This window comes from Paracoccus niistensis (genome assembly GCF_042432925.1).
In the GTDB taxonomy this organism is placed as follows: Bacteria; Pseudomonadota; Alphaproteobacteria; order Rhodobacterales; family Rhodobacteraceae; genus Paracoccus; species Paracoccus niistensis.
This window is the reverse complement of record NZ_JBHLWE010000017.1, coordinates 558579-576466: the sequence shown is the minus strand read 5'-3', so window position 1 is coordinate 576466 and position 17888 is coordinate 558579. Positions and strand designations below refer to the sequence as shown.

Here is a 17888-nt window from a genome sequence, read left to right as displayed (position 1 = left end):
CACCGGGCGTCGGGAACGAGGGCAGGGGCGGTGGACATCATGGGTTGGATCTTCAGGACGGCGCGCAACCGCGACGGACAGGCGCATGCGCTGGAGACGCAGGCGCAGGAGGTGGCGCCCGCTGCCGCGCCGGGCCCGCCCGCCCCGGCCGAGGGGCTGGAACTCGCGCTGGGCGCCAAGCTGCTGGACGGCTGGCTGTCGAACCGCAGGCAGGTGCTGGTGCCGCACACGCTGAATTTCCGCGCGCTCGCACCCGAGGAATCCGCCCTGCTCGTCGATGTCATGGCCGCTGCCGCCCAAGGGGACGGCGAGGTGGATCCCCGCGAGGCCCAGCAGCTGCCGCTGACACTGGAGCGGCTTGGCGCGGGCGAGGCCGAGACTCGGCGGCTGGAGGCCGCGCTGGCCGAGCCCCAGCATCTCGGCCGGCTTCTGTCGCGGGTCGAGGAGGCGGGCCTGACCACCCATGCCTATGCGGCGGCGCTGCTGGCGATCAACCGGCGCGGCCGGGTGAACCGCGCCTTCCTCGACTATGTCGCGCGACGGCTGGGGCTGTCGGCCGAGGTGGCAGGCAGCCTTGAGCGCCGCTACCGCACCTGAACGGGCCGGGCCTCGGGTGCGGCCTCGGCCCCATGGCCTTCGGTCAGGTCGCGCAGCACCGTCTGGACCGAGCCGCTTTCCACCAGAAGGTGGCGCGCGACATCGCCCAGGGTCAGCCAGCCGATCACCCGGCCGCCGTCATCCCGCACGGCCAGCCGGCGGATGTGATGGGCGGCCATCAGGTTCATGGCGTCCTGCAGGCTGTCCTCCTCGCCGCAGCCGATCACGGGCCGGGTGGCGATGGCGCCCACGGTGACCTCGGCGCCGTTCAGCCCCCTGGCCACGACGCGGTACAGGATGTCACGGTCGGTCACGACGCCCTGCAGGTCCTCGGCCGTGCCCACGGGCAGCGCGCCCACGTCCAGTTCGCCCATCAGTTCGGCCGCCTCGGACACGCGGACCTCGGCGGGGATGAACTCGACATGGCGGGCCATGATCTCGCCCACCCTCATGCTGCGGCCTCCAGAGCGGCGTCGATCTGGGTCAGCAGCTTGGAAAAGTCGATGGGCTTGGGGTGATAGTCGTCGCAGCCCGCGGCCAGCGCCTTTTCGCGGTCGCCCGCCAGAGCGTGCGCCGTCAGCGCGATGATCGGGATGGCGGCCGTGGCCGGGTCGTCCTTGAGCTGGCGCGCGACCGTCCAGCCGTCCATCACCGGCAGGTTCATGTCCAGCAGGATCACCTGCGGGTGCTCGGCCCGCGCCATGTCCAGCCCTGCCTGTCCGTCATGAGCCAGCACCACGTCATGTTCCCGCCGCTTGAGGCGCCGGGACAGGAAGTCCCAGATCTCGGGCGTGTCCTCGACCAGCAGCAGTTTCGCCATCAGTCCCGTCCTTCCTTCTTCATTTCCGCGCGCTCGGCCGCGATGCGCTTCAACTCGTCCAGCAGTTCGTCAACGCTGTCCTCGCCCGGCTGGATCACCTGGCGCACCTGATCGCGCAGGCGCGCGCGCTCTCCGGGCGGCAGGCCGCCTTCGGTCAGGGCGATGACCGGGATCGCCCGCAGGTCGGGGCTGCGGCGCAGGCGGCCCAGCAGGGCGAAACCCTCGACCTCGGGCAGGTCGAGGTTGACGAGGATCAGGTCCGGCCGCCGCTCCGCGATCCGCGACTGGGCGGCCGAGGCATTGGCGGCCCCCGTCACCTCCCAGCCTTCGCCCGTCAGAAGGCGGCCCAGTTCCTCGCGCGTGGGGTCGTCGCTTTCGACCACCAGCGCCAGCCCGGACGGCACGGCCGAGGGCAGCCGGTGGCGGTCCACCGTTTCCTTGAGCCGCTGCCAGTCCACGGGCTTGGTCAGGTAGTCGGCGGCCCCCAGCGAATAGGCAAGGCCGGTTTCGCGGATCATGGACACCATGATGACCGGGATCTCGGCCAGCTGCGGGTCGGCCTTCAGCGCCGACAGCACGGCCCAGCCGTCCATGCGGGGCATCATCACGTCCAGGATGATGGCCGAAGGCGCGATCTCGCGCGCCAGCGCCAACCCGTCCTGCCCGTTCGCCGCCGTCACCACGGCCAGCCCGTCGCGCCCGAGGAACCGGGTGAGAAGATCGCGCATGTGCGGGTCGTCGTCGATGACCAGCACGCGGTCGGCGGGACCGGCCTCGCCGCCCGGCTCTGCGCCAGCGCTGTCGGGCGCGACCGGATGGCGCAGGTCGGCGGGCAGGGTCAGGGTGAAGCTCGTGCCCTCGCCCTCGGCGCTGTCCACGGCGATGGTGCCGCCCATCATCTCGGCGAACGCCTTGGTCAGCGCCAGTCCCAGGCCCGTGCCGCCGAAGCGCCTTGTCGTGGACACGTCGGCCTGGGTGAAACGCTGGAACAGCTTCTCCTGCTGCTCGGGCGTCATGCCGATGCCGGTGTCGTCCACGCGGAACTCAAGCCAGTCGCCGTTGCGGGCGGCGGTCAGGGTGACGCGGCCGTTCTCGGTGAACTTGGCGGCGTTGGACAGCAGGTTGAACAGGCATTGCCGCAGCTTCACGGGGTCCGACTGCATGGCGCCCAGGTCAGGGGCCAGATCAGCCGTGAAGCTGTTGTCCTTCTTGGCCATCAGCCCCTCGACGGTGGCGCAGACCTCCTCCACCAGGGGGGCCACGTCGAAGCGCTCGACCTCGACCTCCATCTTGCCCGCCTCGATCTTGGACAGGTCCAGAACGCCGTTGATCAGCGACAGCAGGTGCCGGGCGCTGACCTCGATCTTGCCAAGGTCCTCGGCCATGTGGGCGGCGGCCTCGCCCAGGTCCTCGGCTTCCTCCTCCAGCAGCTCGGCATAGCCGATGATGGCGGAAAGCGGTGTGCGCAGCTCGTGGCTCATGTTGGCGATGAACTGGCTTTTCGCGAGGTTGGCCTCCTCGGCGGCCATCTTGGCAGCGGCGAGGTCTTCCTCGCGCTGGCGGCGGTCGGTCACGTCCCAGGTGATGCCCAAGGCGTAAAGGCCGCGCCCAAAGGGCCGCCGCTCGACCGAGCCGCGGGCCACGGCCCAGCGCACCTCGCCTCCTTCGCTCCCAAGGCGGAACTCAAGATCGAACTCACCCTGCTCGCGCCGGGCCTGCTCGAAGGTGGCGGCGACATGCGGGGCGTCCTCGGGATGGATGCGGGCCAGGAACTCGGCCGCGGGCAGCTCGCCCTCGCTCGCAGGCAGATCGAAGAGCGTGCGGAAGCCCTCGTCGGCCTCCAGCACCTCGCGGTCGAAATCCCAGCTCCAGGACCCGATCCGCGCCACCTGCAGGGCAAAGCGCAAGCGGCGCTCGGCGGCCAGCGCGCGGGACTCGGCCTGGCGCTGGGCGGTGATGTCGGTGCTGGTGCCGAACCAGCGGGTGATGCGGCCGTCCTCGTCGGGGATCGGCACGGCGCGGGACAGGAACCAGCGATAGCGCCCGTCCTGGCCGCGCAGGGGGAAGGTGTCCTCCCAGACGGTCCCGGCCTCGATGGCGGCGCGATAGGATTCTTCGGCGCGGGCGGCGTGGTCGGGGTGGTGCAGCGACCACCAGCCCCAGCCCTCCATCTGGCCGAAGCTGCCGCCGGTATAGTCGTACCAGCGCTTGTTGAACCAGTTGATCGCGCCAGCGGCGTCGGCAATCCAGGTCAGTTGCGGCAGCTTCTCGGCAAAGGCCCGGAACTCCTCCTCGCGGTCGCGCAGCGCCGCCTCGGCGCGCCTGCGGCGCAGGTACTGGCCGACCTGCTGGCCGATGGCATTCGCGCTGTCCAGAAGGTCGTCCCCGCCCTCGGGGACCGCGCGGGCGTAAAGCTCGATCACGCCCAGCACGCGGCGGCCAAGGCGCGCAGGCACGGCCATGGCCGCCACAAAGCCTGCCGCTTGCGCGGCCTTGGGCCGTCCGGCGTCACCGAGGTGCAGGGACTGGACGATCTCGCCCTCTTCCCAGGCCCGCCCGGCCAAGTCCTCGCCCCGGTCCAGCGTCAGATCCATCGTGGCCTCGACCAGCGCCCGCGCGTCCAGCCCCGGCGCGACCCAGCTCGCCTCGGGGGCAAGCTGCCGCTCGCGGTGGTTCACGGCCCAGAAGAACCCGGCCTGGAAGCCGAGGCTGCCGCCCACGGCGGCCAGAAGGCGCGGCAGCACCTCCTCGATCTCGGCGCTGCCCGCGAGCATCCGGCTGACCGTGACCTGCAGCGCCAGCCGATCCGAGGCGCTGCCCTGGCGCGCGGTGTCCACCACCGTCACCACGCTGCCTGCGGGCTCGCCCGCCTCGATCAGCGGCCATGCGGAGTATTCGGCGGTGAAGAAGCTGCCGTCCTTGCGCCACAGCACCTCGTTCGACAGCCGCACCGCGCGGCCGGTCAGGCGGGTGGCCAGCAGAGGACAGGCCGATTGCGGAAAGGGTGAGCCGTCGGGATGGCTGTGGTGGATCAGTTCGTGCATGTTCCGCCCCAGCACCTCGTCCGCCGCATAGCCCAGCATCTGCAGGGCGGCCGGGTTGGCATAGGTGCAGCGCCCCTCGGCATCGAGGCGGTAGAGGCCGAAGCCCAGCGCGTCCAGCATGGCGCTTTCGGCGGGCAGCGGGGCAGGGAAAAGGGGTGAATCCAAGGGTGCCTCGTGGAACGGCAGGGCGCGTGTGCCTCGCTCAACTCGGGCCGGGCGTTGCCGTTCCGGCGGGGCGATTGCCTGGACCCGGCACGGCCTGTAAAGGGCGAACGTTGCCCGTGGCGGGTCGCCGCGCCTGGAGGAATCGCGTTGGCGCCTGTGATATCCTGCGAGTTCGGCCCCGGCGGCAGGCCTGCCCTGTTCCGCGATCCCTCGGCGCTGGTTCTGGCCCATGCCCCCCATGAGGTCTTGCCCGCGCTGGAGCGGCTGGAGCAGGCGCGCCGTGCGGGCAAGTGGATCGCGGGATGGCTGTCCTACGAGGCGGGGCATGCGCTCGAGGACCGGCTGCGGCCCCTGATGCATGAACCGCCCGGTCCCCTGCTGGCCTTCGGGGTCTTCGACGCGCCTGGAGAGGACAACGCGGCCCCCGAGGAGGAGGTCAGCCTTTCGCCCTTCCGCCCCCTGGTGTCGCGCGAGGCCTATGAGGCCGCCTTCGCGCGTGTGCAGGTCTATATCCGGGCGGGCGACTGCTACCAGATCAACCTGACCTTCCCGCTGGAAAGCCGGATGGAACGCGGCTCGCCCTGGGGCCTTTACCGCGCGTTGCGACGGCTTCAGCCGGTAGGCTTCGGGGCCTGCGCCGACCTGGGGGGGCCGGTGGTCGTGTCGCGCTCGCCCGAGCTGTTCCTGCGGCTCGAACCCTCGGGGCGGATCGAGACACGGCCCATGAAGGGGACCGCGCCGCGCCATCCCGATCCTGCGCGCGACGCGGAGCTTGCGGCCGCGCTGGCGGCCTCCGAGAAGAACCAGGCCGAGAACCTGATGATCGTGGACCTGCTGCGCAACGACCTGGCGCGGATCTGCCGGGTGGGGTCGGTCCGGGTGCCTGAACTGTTCAAGGTGGACAGCTTCGCCACGGTCCACCAGATGAGCTCGCGCGTGACGGGGCAACTGACTGCCCCCGCCAGCCTGCCCGCGCTGATGCGGGCGCTGTTCCCCTGCGGGTCCGTCACCGGCGCGCCCAAGATCCGCGCGATGGAGATCATCCGCGAGGTCGAGCCCTTCGCGCGTGGCGTTTATTGCGGCACCCTGGGCTGGATGGCTCCGGACGGCGCGGGCTGCTTTTCCGTGGCGATCCGCACGCTGTCGGTCTGGGCCGACGGGCGCGTCACGCTGAACGTGGGCGGGGGCGTCGTGAACGACTCGACCGCCTCCTCGGAATGGGAGGAAGCGCTGTGGAAGACCCGCTTCGCGCTGCCGCTGACGACCCCGGGCTGAGGCTGATCGAGACGGCGCTGTGGGACGGTGCGGCCTGTCCTCGGCTGGAAGGGCACCTCGCGCGCCTGACGGCCAGCGCGGCGGCGCTGGACTGGCCCTGCGACGCCAAGGCCGCAGGGGCCGCGCTGAGGGGCGAGCCGGGCACGCCCGCGCGCCTGCGCCTGACCCTGGACCGTGCGGGGGTGCTGGAGGTCGCGCGCGCGCCCTTGCCGCCCTCGCCGCCCGAATGGCGGCTTGGGCTGGCCTCGGCGCGGCTGCACTCGGCCGACCCCTGGCTGCGGCACAAGACCACGCGGCGCGCGGTCTATGACGCGGCCCGCGCAGCCATGCCCGAGGGGCTGGACGAGCTTCTGTTCCTCAACGAGCGGGGCGAGCTCTGCGACGGCACCATCACCACGCTGTTCTTCGACCGGGGCGAAGGGCTGCGCACGCCGCCCCTGTCCTGCGGGTTGCTGGCAGGCGTGCTGCGCGCCGAACTGCTGACAGGCGGACACTGCCGCGAGGAAAAGCTGCTGGCCGACGACCTGCCACAGGTGCGGCTGTGGGTCGGCAATGCGCTGCGGGGACTGATGCCGGCGCGCTGGCAGGGGTGAGCCGCGCCGGGCTTCGGCGGCATCATGTCGCGGCTCTTGCCCCTTTGGTGTCCGGCCTGCCGGATTTACGTCAGGCATCAGCCACAGGCGCGAGGACGAGGTCTGAAGATGCGGAACACTCACGGGATCGGCCGGCGGGCCATTCTGGCCGGAATGGGCGCGCTGCCCCTGCTGCTTGCGGTCGGAAGGGCAGGGTGGGCCGCAACCCTGCCGCTGGTGACGGTGACCAAGGACCCGAGTTGCGGCTGCTGCGGGGCCTGGGTCGATCATCTTCGCGCTGCGGGCTTTCCCGTGCGGGTCGTGGAATCGGAGGACGTTGATGCCCTCAAGCTGCGGCTGGGCGTCCCGGCCGAACTCTCCTCGTGCCATACCGCCGAGGTCGAGGGCTATGTCGTCGAGGGTCATGTCCCTGCCGCCGCCCTGACGCGCCTGCTGGCCGAGCGGCCTGCGGCGACGGGGCTGGCTGTGCCGGGGATGCCCGCGGGCTCGCCGGGCATGGATTACCCGGGCACCGTGCCCGAGCCCTACGAGGTGGTCCTGTTCGGTCCGAAGGGGCAGGAAACCTTCGCCCGCTTCCTGGGCGGGCGGCAGGTCTGAGGTCCCGCCCAGATCAGTGAAAGGCAGCCTGCCGGATCATGGCCGGGGGCCCGCCCGCTGCGTTTCGAACGGCCCCCGAGCGTGAGCCGGCCTCCGCTGAAGGCCCTGCAAGTCCTGCGCCCAGCGCAAGCCTGACCAGCGCGTGAGGCGAGCCAGCTTCACATTCTTTGCGCCCCGGCGGTAAGGGCATCCTTGCCATCTGCAGCCGAGGAGACCTGCCATGACCCGCATCGCCCCCAAAGACCTTCGCGCGAAGATCATGTCGGCCGAGGATGCGGCGGCGATGATCCACTCGGGCGATACCGTGGGGATGAGCGGCTTCACCGGCTCGGGCTATCCCAAGGCGGTGCCCCTGGCCTTGGCCGCGCGGATCGAGGCCGAGCACGCGGCGGGCCGCCCCTTCCGGGTCCGAGTCTGGACAGGGGCCTCGACCGGCCCGGAACTCGACGGGGCGCTGGCCAAGGCCGACGGGATCGAGTTCCGTCTGCCCTACAACTCGGATCCCATCGCCCGCGAAAAGATCAACCGCGGCGAGATGGACTATTTCGACATGCACCTCAGCCAGGTGGCGCCCATGGCCTGGCAGGGCTTCCTGGGGCCGCTGGACGTCGCCGTGATCGAGGTGACGGGCATCCGGCCCGACGGGGCGCTGATCCCGTCCTCGTCGGTCGGCAACAACAAGACCTGGCTCGACCGCGCCGAGAAGGTGATCCTCGAGGTGAACCGCTGGCAGAACCCGGCGCTGGAAGGGATGCACGACATCTATTACGGCACCCGCCTGCCGCCGGATCGCGTGCCGATCCCGCTGACCCGCCCCGACGACCGCATCGGCGAGCCCTGCCTGCGCTGCGATCCGGGCAAGATCGTGGCGGTCGTGGAAACCGACACGCCCGACCGCAACCTGCCCTTCACCCCGCCCGATCAGACCGCCCGCGCTATCGCCGGGCACCTGCTGGAATTCTTCCGCCACGAGGTCGCCCGTGGCCGTCTGCCCGCCTCGCTGCTGCCGATCCAGTCGGGGGTGGGCAACATCGCAAACGCCGTGCTGACCGGGCTGGTGGACAGCCCCTTCGAGGGCATGACCGCCTTCACCGAGGTGATCCAGGACGGAATGCTGGACCTGCTGGATTCGGGCAGGCTGCGGATGGCCTCGGCCACCTCCTTCTCGCTGTCGCCCGAGGCTGCGGCGCGCGTCAACGCCGGCATGCCCCGCTACCGCGACCGCATGATCCTGCGCCCGCAGGAGATCAGCAACCACCCGGAACTGATCCGGCGGCTCGGCTGTCTTGCCATGAACGGGCTGATCGAGGCCGATATCTACGGCAACGTGAACTCGACGCATATCATGGGCTCGCGCATCCAGAACGGGATCGGCGGGTCCGGGGACTTCGCCCGCAACGCCTATGTGTCGGTCTTCATGACGCCCTCGACGGCCAAGGGCGGGCGGATCTCGGCCATCGTGCCGCAGGCCTCGCACGTCGATCACGTGACCCAGGACGTGCAGGTGATCGTGACGGAACAGGGGCTTGCCGACCTGCGCGGCCTGTCGCCCAAGCAGCGCGCCCGGGCCATCATCGAGAACTGCGCCCATCCCGACTATCGCCCGCACCTGGCCGACTACTTCCGCCGCGCCTGCGAGGGCTCCTATGGCAAGCACTCCCCCTCGCTGCTGGCCGAGGCGCTGAGCTGGCACCAGCGCTTCATCGACACCGGCTCGATGCTGCCCTGAGGCAGCAGGGCGGGCGCATCACCATCGCCATGTCGTCGGGGCAGGAGAGCATCCTGCCTTGGCGGCATGGCCGGTGACAGCCCTGGCAGGTCATGCTGTGAAGCAACGGAAAAGGGCCGAGGCAGCGATGCCTCGGCCCTTTTTCGGAAATGGCGGACCCGGAGCGATTCGAACGCCCGACCCCCAGATTCGTAGTCTGGTGCTCTATCCAGCTGAGCTACGGGTCCGTCGTAGGGCGGCTAACTAGGGCCAGCCGCGGGGGGATGCAAGCGGTAAAATCGCCCCGATGTGGTTTTTCACTCCGGCAGCCGGGAAATCTCGCGCGGCAGGCTGATCTGGAACTCCGTGCCCTCGGAATCGCTGCGCATCAGGTCCAGCCGCCCGCCGTGGCCGCGGATCAGGTCGGCTGCGATGGCAAGGCCAAGGCCGGTGCCGCCCTTGCGGATGCCGCCGGTGAAGGGCTGGAACAGGTTCTCGCGCGCCTTCTGGGGCAGGCCGGGGCCGGTGTCGCCCACGCGGATGCACCAGTGGCTTTCGTCCTCGGTTGCGGAAATCTCGATGGTGCCGGGGCGTCGGGTGGCCTCGATCGCCTGGCGCGCGTTGCGGGCGAGGTTTGCCAGCACGCGGTAAAGCTGGTCGCGGTCGGCGCGGATGCGCATGCCGGCAGGGATATCAGCGATGAATTCCACGGCGGCCTCGGGTACGGCCTCGCCCGCAAGCTCCTCGGCCTCGATGACCTCGGCCACCAGGGGGCGCAGGTGGAACAGCGTCAGCGAGGGCTGGGGCTCCTCGGCCTTGCCGAAGGCCAGCGTCGTTTCGCACAGGTTCACCGCGCGCGAGATCGCCCCCATCAGCTTGGGCGCGGCGCGGCGCACGGCAGGGTCGGCGCTTTCCTCGAGCCGGTCGGCGAGGATCTGGCCGGTGGTCAGGATGTTGCGCAGGTCGTGGCTGATCTTGGCGACCGCCTGCCCCAGTTGCGCCAGCCTTTCGCGCTGCTTCAGCGAGGCGGTGACGGTGCGCTGCATCTGGGCCAGCGCGCTTTCGGCCTCGCGCACCTCGCCCATGCTGGCGCCGGGCGTGATGATCGTGCGGCTGTCCTCGGGCGAGGCGGCATAGGCGATCATGTGGTCGATCACCCCCCGGATCGGGCGCACGATCAGCCGCTGCGTGGCAAGGTTCAGCAGAAGCGCCGTCATCACCGAGAAGGCCGCCGAGACCGCCAGCAGGCGCAGGGCGAATTCGATCATGGCCGCGCGCATGGGGGCAGTATCCATGGTGATCTCGATCAGTTGGCCCGCCTGCCGCACGGGCTCACCGATCACGCGGATGACCTCCGGGCGGGGGTTCAGCAGGCGGTGCAACGTGTCGCGGACGCTGACGCCCCAGCTGTCGTCGCGCAGGTCATAGGTGGCCGAGATCGGCTGCGGCAAGGGCGAGGACAGTACCAGCTGGCGGATGTCGTCGCGGCGCAGCACGACGTTGAAGACGCCCGCGTTCTCCAGCAGCTCGCTTTCCAGGTCGGCCGCGATCGATTCGTCGGTCGCCAGCAGGGCAAGGCTGGCGATCTGCGCCCGTTCCAGTCGCGTCTCGAGGTAGTCGCGGCGAAAGTTCGTGACGCTGGGAACGAGGATGAGGATCTCCGCCAGCACCACGAACACGATCGTCAGCAGGGCGAAGCGGCCGGAAATGCTGTTGAAGTTCATGTCGTCCCGTATCGTCGCAGAGCCGGGCACCGGCAATCGCATCGGCCCTGGCGGCGCTGCGGATCAAACATATGTGATGAGCGCGCAGTTCCCAAGAGTGGATGATCGCGCCGTTACGTTTGGAAAAGGACGGCAGGGAGTCGTTTCTGTTGACTCGGGCACATGCGCGTCATATCAGCCGGGCTTCGCATTCCCGGCGCGCTTGCGTGGGCTGACGGCCCATACCCTGCGCGCCCTTGTTGTTGGAGCTACGACGATGAAACGCACCTTCCAGCCGTCGAACCTGGTTCGCGCGCGCCGGCACGGCTTCCGCGCCCGCATGGCCACCAAGGGCGGCCGCAAGGTCCTGGCCGCGCGCCGCGCCAAGGGCCGCAAGGTCCTGTCGGCCTGATCGGGCATGGGCCCGTGGCCGATGCGCTGACCGCTGACGCCCCGGCGCCTGCCGGGGAGGACGGAGCAGGGCGCAGGGCCGCGGCCATGACCACGATGACCCGGCGCGCGGATTTCCTGCGCGCGGCATCCGCCCGTCGTCAGGGAACGGCGGGCTTTCTGCTGCAGGCGCGCCGCCGCGATCCGGCCGAACCGGTCGAGCCCAGCGGCGCAATCCGCGTGGGCTATACCTGTTCCAAGAAGCTCGGCAATGCCGTGGCCCGCAACCGCGCCAAGCGGCGCCTGCGGGCGCTTGCGCGCGAGGTGATCCCGGCGCAGGGGCAAGGCGGCTGGGACTATGTGCTGGTCGGCCGCCCCGAGGCGACCGCCACCCGCGACTTTGCCGAGATGCGCCTGGACCTTGCCCGCGCGCTGGTCCGCGTCCATGCCGGTCCCGACCCGCGCGCTCCCGACCCCGGCGCCCAGCCCCGCCGCAGGGGCAAGCGGTGAGCCCGATGGCCCGAATCGTCGCGCTGCCGGTGCGCGCCTATCGACTGCTGCTCAGCCCCTGGGTGGGCCACGCCTGCCGCTTCCAGCCGACCTGCTCGGCCTATGCCCTCGAGGCGCTGGAACGTCACGGGGCGCTGCGGGGAAGCTGGCTGACCGTTCGACGCATCGGCCGCTGTCATCCTTGGGGCGGCTGGGGTTATGATCCGGTCCCGCCCAGGAGCCGCCCCTGACCCGCCGCGCCCGGACCACTCACCAGAAGGCCGCCTGATGCTGGACGACGCCACCGACACCGCCGACGAGACCGAGATCCACCCGCTGTTCCGCGGCGCGCCCTCGTCCACCGAGTTTCGCAAGCTGCGCAAGCGCCTCGTGCGCGAGGTCCGCGCCGCGATCGAGACCTATCACATGGTCACGCCCGGCGACCGCTGGCTGGTCTGCCTGTCTGGCGGCAAGGACAGCTATACCCTGCTGGCCGTGCTGCACGAACTGAAATGGCGCGGGCTGCTGCCGGTCGATCTGCTAGCCTGCAACCTCGACCAGGGCCAGCCGGGCTTTCCGGCGACGGTGCTGCCCGAGTTCCTGACAGAGCGCGGCGTCCCACACCGGATCGAATACCAGGACACCTATTCCGTCGTGAAGGCCAAGGTGCCCGAGGGCCGCACCTATTGCAGCCTGTGTTCCCGCCTGCGCCGCGGCAACCTGTACCGCATCGCCCGCGAAGAAGGCTGCAGCGCCGTCGTCCTGGGCCACCATCGCGACGACATTCTGGAAACCTTCTTCATGAACCTGTTCCACGGCGGCCGGCTGGCCTCGATGCCGCCGAAGCTCTTGAACGAGGACGGCGACCTGAACGTGCTGCGCCCGCTGGCCTTTGTCGCCGAGGCGGATTGCGAGCGCTTCGCCCGCGCCATGAACTATCCGGTGATTCCCTGCGACCTCTGCGGCAGCCAGGAAGGCCTGCAGCGGATGCAGGTCAAGAAGCTGCTGGACGAATGGGAAGCGCGCAGCCCCGGCCGGCGTCAGGTGATGTTCCGGGCGCTGACCAACGTGCGCCCCTCGCACCTGCCCGACCCGGCGCTGTTCGACTTTGCCAACCTCGCGCCGGAACCGGCGCCCGCCGGCGACGTGCCCCGGCTGCGCGATCAGGCGGACTGAACCGGGACGGACTCGCTTTCCGGCCAGTGCGCGAAGGGCAGCACCCGCCCGTCGCGGCGGCTTTCGGCGATGCGGTCGAGGTCGATCTCGGCCTTGACCCAGCCTGGCGCGTCCATCGCCCCCTCGGCCACGATCCCGGTTTCCGGCCATAGCCCATCCGGGGGCGCGTAGATCGCGGCGATCCCCCGGTTCTCGTCGATGGCCGGGTTCCAGTCGCAGGTGCCCACGGTCGGGGCCTGCACGACGACGCACTGGTTCTCCAGCGCGCGGGCCATGCAGCCGATGCGGACGCGCATGAAGCCCGCGACGCTGTCGGTGCAACTGGGGGCGAGGATGATCTCGGCCCCTGCCTCGGCCAGCCTGCGGGCGAGCAGGGGGAACTCGCTGTCATAGCAGATGGTGATGCCGAGGCGTCCGACGGGCGTGTCGAAGATCCGCAGGCCCGGCGCGCCGGTCACGTCCCAGTCCTCGCGCTCGAAGCGGGTCATGATCTGCTTGTCCTGATGCCCGATTCGCCCCTGCGGCCCGAACAGCACCGCGCGGTTCACCGGCCGCGCGCCGGACGCTGGAAAGGCCGGTCCCGAGGCCGCGAGGATGTGGCAGCCATGTTCCGCCGCCAGCCGCGCGTGGATCGCGTCCCGCGCGGCCTCATGCTTGGCGACCTCGTGAAGGCTCGCCTCCAGGTCACGGGCGATTTCGGAGCCGCCGAGGCTCGCCAGTTCCATGGCGCCGTACTCGGGGAAGACCAGCAGGTTGCAGTCGGCGGCCTCTGCGACCCAGCGGGTGATCTTCGCCTCATAGGCCGACAGGTCGTCGAACCAGTCGAAGGGATAGGCGGCGGCGGCGATGCGGACGGGGCGGCTCACAACGGTTTCATCCAGAACTGCAGTTGCTTCGTCGTCTCCTCGGCGGCGCCCAGGTCACGCCAGTGGAAATTGGCGATGACGCCGGGTAGGGGCTCATACCCGCGCTTGCGCCAGAGGCCGTCGAGCGGCCGATAATCCGCGGGCCGCGCCGGATGGTCGGCGGGGCGGATGACCGAGCAAAAGGCCGAATACCGCCGCCCCAGGCTGCGGGCCTGTTCTTCGCGCCCGTCGAAGAAGGCGTGGCCGAGGCCGTGCCCGCGATACTCGGGCAGCAGGACCGATTCGGCGCAGTAGAAGATGTCCTCCAGCCGCTCGGGGCGGTCCGCGAAGGCGGCTGCGAAATCCCCGGCGTGATGCTCCATCGGCGCACCAGTCGAGGCGCCGATCATGCGACCCTCGTCCATCGCCGCGACGACGACCGCGCCGGGAGCGGTGTAGGCTTTTAGATACTCGCGCTCATAGGCTTCGTCGCCGTCATAGAGATAGGGCCAGGCGCGGAACACGGCGATCCGCAGCCGGGCGAGGTCGTCCAGCGCCCCCGCCACGGCGTCCCCCGTCAGGATGCGGGTCGTGATCACGAGACCTGCCGGATCCAGTCGGCGAGGTTGTAGTAGGTCGTCACCCGCGCGATCTTGCCGTCCCGGATGGCGAAGAAGGTGCCGGCGGGCAGGCGATAGCTCTGGCCGCGCGCCTCGGGCAGGCCGGGGTCGGTCTTCAGGTAGGTGCCGTTCACGACGAACTCGGCGGCGGCGCGGCTGCCGTCCTCGTTGGCGAAGATCACCATGTCGGTGAGGTTCTCGCGATAGGTTTCGCTCATGTGGCGGTTGAAGGCGGCGAAACCCTCCCTGCCGCGGCGGATGCCGCCCTCGTTGACGTGATGCTCGAAATCGTCGTGCAACATGGCCTCCATCGCCTCGGGCTCACCGCGGTTGAAGGCGTCGTAATAGGCGGCGATCAGGTCCTTGGTCTGGGCTTGGGACATGGGCTTCCTTTCCGTGGCTGCCCAAGGACTAGCGGGGAGCGCGGCGAAGGTCAGCCCCCTCCGAAGGTCGGACGCCTTGCGCGCGGGCGCCCGCTTGGGCAGGGTCGCGCGGCCACAGGAGAACGCCCATGACCGCCCGCACCATCACCTGCTTCAAGGCCTATGACCTGCGCGGCCGCTTGGGGAGCGAGCTTGACGAGGACGTGGCCTGGCGCGTGGGCCGCGCCTTCGCCATGCGGCCCGGCACGCGGCGGGTGGTCGTGGGACGCGATGGGCGGGAAAGCTCGCCCACGCTGGCCGCGGCGCTGACGCGCGGTCTGGTCGAGGGCGGCGTCGAGGTGCTGGACCTCGGCATTGCCGGAACCGAGGAGATGTATTTCGCCACCGACCACCTGCGCGCCGACGGCGGGATCGAGGTCACGGCCTCGCACAACCCTATCGACTACAATGGCATGAAGCTGGTGAAGGCCGGGGCTGCCCCGCTGGAACCCGCGACGGACCTGGTGGACTTGGCCCGGGTGGCGCAGTCGGGCGCGTTCCCCGTGGCCGCGCCGGGCCGGGTGACGGACGCAAGCGCCACCCGCGCCGATTATGCGCGGCGCGTCTGCGACTTCGTGGATGCGTCGGCGGTTGGACCGCTGAAGCTGCTGGTGAACGCGGGAAATGGCATCGCCGGTCCCGCTTTCGACGCCATCGCGGCGGAACTGGCGGCGCGCGGGGCGCAGCTTCAGATCACGCGGATCAACCACGAGCCGGACGCCAGTTTCCCGAACGGCATCCCGAACCCGCTGCTGCCGGAAAACCAGCCTATGACGGCGGAGGCGGTGCGGGCGCATGGCGCGGACCTCGGCGTCGCCTGGGACGGCGACTTCGACCGCTGCTTCCTGTTCGACGAGACGGGCCGCTTCATCCCCGGCGAATATGTCGTGGGGCTGCTGGCCGAGGCCTTCCTGTCCTGCCATCCCGGCGCACGGATCGTTCACGATCCCCGCGTCGTCCTGAACACCCGGGACATCATCGCGCGGGCAGGGGGGGAACCCATACAGTCGAGGACCGGACACGCCTTCGTCAAGCAGGCCATGCGCGAAAGCGGCGCGGTCTATGGCGGCGAGATGTCCGCGCATCACTATTTCCGCGACTTCGCCCACGCCGACAGCGGCATGATCCCTTGGCTGCTGGTGGCAGAACTCATCAGCCGCTCGAGCCAGCCCCTGTCCCGGCTGGTGGGCGACCGGATGGCCGCCTTCCCCTCGTCGGGAGAGATCAACTTCCGCCTGTCTGACCCCGAGGCGAGTCTCGCCCGCGTGCTGGCGGCGATGGAGGCGCAGGCCGTCGCGCGCGACGATACCGACGGGATCAGCCTCGAATACCCGGACTGGCGCTTCAACCTTCGCCGGTCGAACACCGAGCCCGTGGTGCGGCTGAACGTAGAGTCGCGCGGCGACGCCGGACTGGTCACGGCGAAGGTCGCGGAGATCTCCACCCTGCTGGCGGGCTAGTCGCCGATCGTGTCCGGCACGCCCATCACGTATTCGTGGTAGGCGATGGCGTCGTCGATGTTGTCGAAGACCGTCAGCCGCGCCCGGTCCAGCACCGCGCCCATGTTGCACAGCCGCCGGATCATCGGCATCGAGTGGCTGACCACGATGGCCGAGGACCGCTGCATCCGGTCGGCGAAGACGCGCTGGGATTTCTCGCGGAACTCGGCGTCGCCGACGCTGGTCACCTCGTCCACCAGATAGGTGTCGAAGTGGATGCCCATGCTGCATCCCATCGCCAGCCGCGACCGCATCCCCGAGGAATAGGTGCCGAAAGGGGCGCGGTAGCTGTCGCCCAGTTCGGCGAAATCGGCGACGTAGTCCACCAGCGCATCCGTATCGACGCCGTAGATGCGCGCGACGAAGCGGACGTTCTGCGCCCCCGTCAGGTCGGGATGGAAGCTGCCCGCGAAACCCACCGGCCACGAGATCGTGCCGTCCGAGACGATCCGCCCGGATGTCGGCAGGGCCGTCCCCGCGATCATCCGCAGAAGCGTCGATTTCCCCGCGCCGTTTCGACCCAGCAGCCCAACCGAGGCGCCGGTCGGGAAGACCGCGTTCATCCGGTCCGCGACCAGCTTCCGCCGCCCGTCGGTGTAGTAGATCTTGGTGAGGTTCTCGAGCCGGATCATCCCCGCCGCCTCAGCGCCGGTCCCGCACGCTGTAATAGACCAGGATCAGGATCGACCACAGCACGAAGGCGAGCCCCGCCCCCAGGGCCAGCAGCCAGGGGCGCGACGGCTCCAGCGAGCGTTGCGCCACGGTGGGGGTGATGTGGGCGGCCAGATAGCGGGTCTGCCGCTGAGCGGTGGCCAGCGCCGATTCATAGGCGACCCGCGCCGACTGGTGCGCGCCCTCTGCGAATTCCAGATCGACCCTCAGGCGCTCGTATTCGCCCATCAGTTGCGCATAGTTCTCGCCCTCGGGCGTGTCGCCGCCGAACTTGTCGCGTTCCTGCTCGATCTGCTTTTCCAGCGACTCGACCCGCAGTTCCGCCTGCTTGATGCGCTGGTCGCCGGGCCGGGCGTTCTGGCGCAACTGATCCAGCGCGACCTGCGACTCGGCCAGCTGGCCCTGCAGCGAGGTCATCACGGTCATCTGCGCGCCCAGATCGATCGTCGGATCCACGATGCGGGTGCGCACGCGGAAGGCGGTCATGGCCTGGCGCGCCTCGGTCAGCACGCCGCGGGCCTTTTCCAGTTCCGCCTCGGCCTGGCGGGTGGCGTCCAGCCGCGCCTGGTCCGACAGCCCGTTCACCACCTTCTCGCTTTCGGTGAAGATCGTGTCGGCGATGGCCTTGGCATCCTCGGGCGTGAAGGCGCTGACCTTGACGGTGATGATCCCTGCCGAGTCGTCGTAATAGATGCGGACCTGGCGGCGCCAGTATTCGGTCAGATCCTCGATGGTGCCTTCGGGATCGAAGGCGAAGACGAAGTCGCGCGGCCAGGGACGCGAGAACATGGTGCGGATGTCCAGCTCCGCGTCCGTCCGCTGGACCAGGTCGGGCGAGCGGATGAATTCGTAAAGGATGTCGGTGTCCGAGGCCGTGCCCGACGACGAGCCCCCGAAAATGCCGCCGAACATGTCGATCGAGGGCATGCCTTCTTCCCGGCGGACCGAGAAGCCGACAGTTGAGGAGAACTGGTCGGTGGCCCGCGTCCAGAGATAGGCGCCCCACAGCGCGCTGGGCAGGATCACCAGAAGGAACAGGCTGACGAGCAGCACCCAGTGCCGACGGCGCGGGCGGGCCACGGGGGCAGGTTCAGCCACCGGCTGATGGACGCCGCCTGCGGGCGGGATTGCGGGGGGGGGCGGAGACGCGGGCCGCGGGGCAGGCGGCGGCGCGGCGGGGCGCGCCTGGGCGGGGACCTGCGCGGTCTGGGCCGCAGCGGCGGGCGGCTGGGCAGGGGCCCCGGCCGGGCGCGCGGCCGCGGCACGCGCGGCG

General features: G+C 70.1%; 19 protein-coding genes and 1 tRNA gene. 10 read left to right on the top strand and 10 right to left on the bottom strand.

The window, feature by feature from the left end; translation table 11 throughout:
- Window positions 1–39: 39 nt before the first annotated feature.
- The gene (locus tag ACFFII_RS07075) at window positions 40–597 is read left to right on the top strand and encodes a DUF533 domain-containing protein (RefSeq protein ID WP_377698164.1); all 558 of its coding nucleotides are present in this window, start codon (window positions 40–42) and stop codon (window positions 595–597) included.
- On the opposite strand, the gene ACFFII_RS07070 is transcribed toward ACFFII_RS07075, so the two are convergent.
- From ACFFII_RS07070 to ACFFII_RS07060, 3 genes are read right to left on the bottom strand one after another with little or no spacing between them, the layout of a single operon-like run.
- Complete coding sequence (locus ACFFII_RS07070; RefSeq protein WP_377698163.1) at window positions 585–1049, bottom strand: CBS domain-containing protein; 465 nt, start codon at window positions 1047–1049, stop codon at window positions 585–587. The genes ACFFII_RS07075 and ACFFII_RS07070 overlap by 13 nt on opposite strands.
- On the bottom strand, window positions 1046–1417 hold the full coding sequence (locus ACFFII_RS07065; protein ID WP_377698162.1) for a response regulator: 372 nt from the start codon (window positions 1415–1417) through the stop codon (window positions 1046–1048). Before ACFFII_RS07065 ends, ACFFII_RS07070 begins: the two co-directional genes overlap by 4 nt.
- Window positions 1417–4626 (bottom strand): response regulator, encoded by a 3210-nt coding sequence (locus ACFFII_RS07060; RefSeq protein WP_377698161.1) that lies wholly within the window; start codon window positions 4624–4626, stop codon window positions 1417–1419. Before ACFFII_RS07060 ends, ACFFII_RS07065 begins: the two co-directional genes overlap by 1 nt.
- Before the next feature lie 156 nt (window positions 4627–4782).
- On the opposite strand from ACFFII_RS07060, the gene ACFFII_RS07055 reads away from it, so the two are divergent.
- The 4 genes from ACFFII_RS07055 to scpC all read left to right on the top strand — a co-directional run bounded on the left by ACFFII_RS07055 (window position 4783) and on the right by scpC (window position 8820).
- Window positions 4783–5901: an aminodeoxychorismate synthase component I gene (locus ACFFII_RS07055; protein WP_377698190.1), complete on the top strand. Its 1119-nt coding sequence runs from the start codon at window positions 4783–4785 to the stop codon at window positions 5899–5901.
- On the top strand, window positions 5859–6494 hold the full coding sequence (locus tag ACFFII_RS07050; protein ID WP_377698160.1) for an aminotransferase class IV family protein: 636 nt from the start codon (window positions 5859–5861) through the stop codon (window positions 6492–6494). The genes ACFFII_RS07055 and ACFFII_RS07050 overlap by 43 nt, the downstream gene beginning before the upstream one ends.
- Before the next feature lie 108 nt (window positions 6495–6602).
- Window positions 6603–7091: a DUF411 domain-containing protein gene (locus ACFFII_RS07045; RefSeq protein ID WP_377698159.1), complete on the top strand. Its 489-nt coding sequence runs from the start codon at window positions 6603–6605 to the stop codon at window positions 7089–7091.
- A gap of 220 nt (window positions 7092–7311) precedes the next feature.
- The gene (gene scpC / locus ACFFII_RS07040) at window positions 7312–8820 is read left to right on the top strand and encodes a succinyl-CoA:acetate CoA-transferase ScpC (RefSeq protein WP_377698158.1); all 1509 of its coding nucleotides are present in this window, start codon (window positions 7312–7314) and stop codon (window positions 8818–8820) included.
- Window positions 8821–8970: 150 nt separating this feature from the next.
- On the opposite strand, the gene ACFFII_RS07035 is transcribed toward scpC, so the two are convergent.
- Both ACFFII_RS07035 and ACFFII_RS07030 read right to left on the bottom strand, forming a co-directional pair.
- Window positions 8971–9047: transfer RNA gene (locus ACFFII_RS07035), tRNA-Arg, on the bottom strand.
- 69 nt (window positions 9048–9116) lie between these two features.
- Window positions 9117–10523 carry a sensor histidine kinase gene (locus tag ACFFII_RS07030; protein WP_377698157.1) on the bottom strand — a complete coding sequence of 469 codons (1407 nt, stop codon included), beginning with the start codon at window positions 10521–10523 and terminating at the stop codon, window positions 9117–9119.
- 256 nt (window positions 10524–10779) lie between these two features.
- On the opposite strand from ACFFII_RS07030, the gene rpmH reads away from it, so the two are divergent.
- The 4 genes from rpmH (at window position 10780) to ttcA (ending at window position 12557) form a co-directional block, all read left to right on the top strand.
- Window positions 10780–10914, top strand: coding sequence for a 50S ribosomal protein L34 (rpmH, locus tag ACFFII_RS07025; protein ID WP_036703770.1), 135 nt, complete (start codon window positions 10780–10782; stop codon window positions 10912–10914).
- Window positions 10915–11000: 86 nt separating this feature from the next.
- A complete protein-coding gene (rnpA, locus tag ACFFII_RS07020; protein ID WP_377698156.1) occupies window positions 11001–11402 on the top strand; it encodes a ribonuclease P protein component in 402 nt (133 codons plus the stop codon).
- Window positions 11399–11632, top strand: a complete 234-nt coding sequence (yidD, locus tag ACFFII_RS07015; protein WP_377698155.1) for a membrane protein insertion efficiency factor YidD — start codon at window positions 11399–11401, stop codon at window positions 11630–11632. The genes rnpA and yidD overlap by 4 nt, the downstream gene beginning before the upstream one ends.
- A 37-nt stretch (window positions 11633–11669) precedes the next feature.
- On the top strand, window positions 11670–12557 hold the full coding sequence (gene ttcA / locus ACFFII_RS07010; RefSeq protein ID WP_377698154.1) for a tRNA 2-thiocytidine(32) synthetase TtcA: 888 nt from the start codon (window positions 11670–11672) through the stop codon (window positions 12555–12557).
- Here the strand turns inward: ttcA and ACFFII_RS07005 are convergent.
- From ACFFII_RS07005 to ACFFII_RS06995, 3 genes are read right to left on the bottom strand one after another with little or no spacing between them, the layout of a single operon-like run.
- Window positions 12545–13423 carry a carbon-nitrogen hydrolase family protein gene (locus ACFFII_RS07005; protein ID WP_377698153.1) on the bottom strand — a complete coding sequence of 293 codons (879 nt, stop codon included), beginning with the start codon at window positions 13421–13423 and terminating at the stop codon, window positions 12545–12547. The genes ttcA and ACFFII_RS07005 overlap by 13 nt on opposite strands.
- Window positions 13420–14001, bottom strand: a complete 582-nt coding sequence (locus ACFFII_RS07000; protein WP_377698152.1) for a GNAT family N-acetyltransferase — start codon at window positions 13999–14001, stop codon at window positions 13420–13422. The genes ACFFII_RS07005 and ACFFII_RS07000 overlap by 4 nt, the downstream gene beginning before the upstream one ends.
- Window positions 13998–14405, bottom strand: a complete 408-nt coding sequence (locus ACFFII_RS06995; protein ID WP_377698151.1) for a ketosteroid isomerase-related protein — start codon at window positions 14403–14405, stop codon at window positions 13998–14000. Before ACFFII_RS06995 ends, ACFFII_RS07000 begins: the two co-directional genes overlap by 4 nt.
- A gap of 128 nt (window positions 14406–14533) precedes the next feature.
- Between ACFFII_RS06995 and ACFFII_RS06990 the strand changes: the two genes are divergently transcribed.
- Window positions 14534–15904 (top strand): phosphohexomutase domain-containing protein, encoded by a 1371-nt coding sequence (locus ACFFII_RS06990; protein ID WP_377698150.1) that lies wholly within the window; start codon window positions 14534–14536, stop codon window positions 15902–15904.
- On the opposite strand, the gene ACFFII_RS06985 is transcribed toward ACFFII_RS06990, so the two are convergent.
- Both ACFFII_RS06985 and ACFFII_RS06980 read right to left on the bottom strand, forming a co-directional pair.
- Window positions 15901–16575 carry an ABC transporter ATP-binding protein gene (locus ACFFII_RS06985; protein WP_377698149.1) on the bottom strand — a complete coding sequence of 225 codons (675 nt, stop codon included), beginning with the start codon at window positions 16573–16575 and terminating at the stop codon, window positions 15901–15903. The two genes, ACFFII_RS06990 and ACFFII_RS06985, sit on opposite strands and share 4 nt — an antisense overlap.
- A gap of 10 nt (window positions 16576–16585) precedes the next feature.
- On the bottom strand, window positions 16586–17888 hold a 1303-nt coding region (locus ACFFII_RS06980; RefSeq protein ID WP_377698148.1), incomplete at its 5' end, for a KpsE/RkpR family capsule polysaccharide export protein.

Coding starts and splice junctions, on each gene's coding strand:
- ACFFII_RS07065 (WP_377698162.1), bottom strand. CDS start 1,417: ATGGCGAAACTGCTGCTGGTCGAGGACACGCCCGAGATCTGGGACTTC.
- scpC (WP_377698158.1), top strand. CDS start 7,312: ATGACCCGCATCGCCCCCAAAGACCTTCGCGCGAAGATCATGTCGGCC.
- ACFFII_RS06995 (WP_377698151.1), bottom strand. CDS start 14,405: ATGTCCCAAGCCCAGACCAAGGACCTGATCGCCGCCTATTACGACGCC.
- ACFFII_RS06985 (WP_377698149.1), bottom strand. CDS start 16,575: ATGATCCGGCTCGAGAACCTCACCAAGATCTACTACACCGACGGGCGG.
- rpmH (WP_036703770.1), top strand. CDS start 10,780: ATGAAACGCACCTTCCAGCCGTCGAACCTGGTTCGCGCGCGCCGGCAC.
- ttcA (WP_377698154.1), top strand. CDS start 11,670: ATGCTGGACGACGCCACCGACACCGCCGACGAGACCGAGATCCACCCG.
- ACFFII_RS07070 (WP_377698163.1), bottom strand. CDS start 1,049: ATGAGGGTGGGCGAGATCATGGCCCGCCATGTCGAGTTCATCCCCGCC.
- rnpA (WP_377698156.1), top strand. CDS start 11,001: ATGACCACGATGACCCGGCGCGCGGATTTCCTGCGCGCGGCATCCGCC.
- ACFFII_RS07030 (WP_377698157.1), bottom strand. CDS start 10,523: ATGAACTTCAACAGCATTTCCGGCCGCTTCGCCCTGCTGACGATCGTG.
- ACFFII_RS06990 (WP_377698150.1), top strand. CDS start 14,534: ATGACCGCCCGCACCATCACCTGCTTCAAGGCCTATGACCTGCGCGGC.
- ACFFII_RS07075 (WP_377698164.1), top strand. CDS start 40: ATGGGTTGGATCTTCAGGACGGCGCGCAACCGCGACGGACAGGCGCAT.
- ACFFII_RS07045 (WP_377698159.1), top strand. CDS start 6,603: ATGCGGAACACTCACGGGATCGGCCGGCGGGCCATTCTGGCCGGAATG.